We start from the raw sequence: 219 nt of genomic DNA on the forward strand, positions 1-219 counted from the left end.
AGGCAGCATACTGCTGGATCCATTCCGTGAGATCTTCGTATTGGACCGAGTAAGGCCAGGAAGCCAGGATGTCATGGAAGAACTGGAGGGCTTCATACGCTTCCAGGAGTCCTGGGGCGACCTCAAAGGCGTCTTTCAGGCGCTGCCTGTTCTCGTTGTAGCGGGAGCCCCAGTAGCTGACCTGGTTGAATTCGCTGGTCTTAAGGAGGCGGATGATGC

Annotated in this window: 1 protein-coding gene; it reads right to left on the bottom strand. The window is 56.2% G+C overall.

Annotated elements, in window-relative coordinates; genetic code table 11:
* Positions 1-219, bottom strand: a 219-nt coding sequence (locus H6A20_RS14120; RefSeq protein ID WP_204907564.1) for a hypothetical protein, incomplete at both ends; no start/stop codon positions are given.

This window comes from Mordavella massiliensis (assembly GCF_016901695.1).
Taxonomy (GTDB): Bacteria; Bacillota; Clostridia; order Lachnospirales; family Lachnospiraceae; genus Claveliimonas; species Claveliimonas massiliensis_A.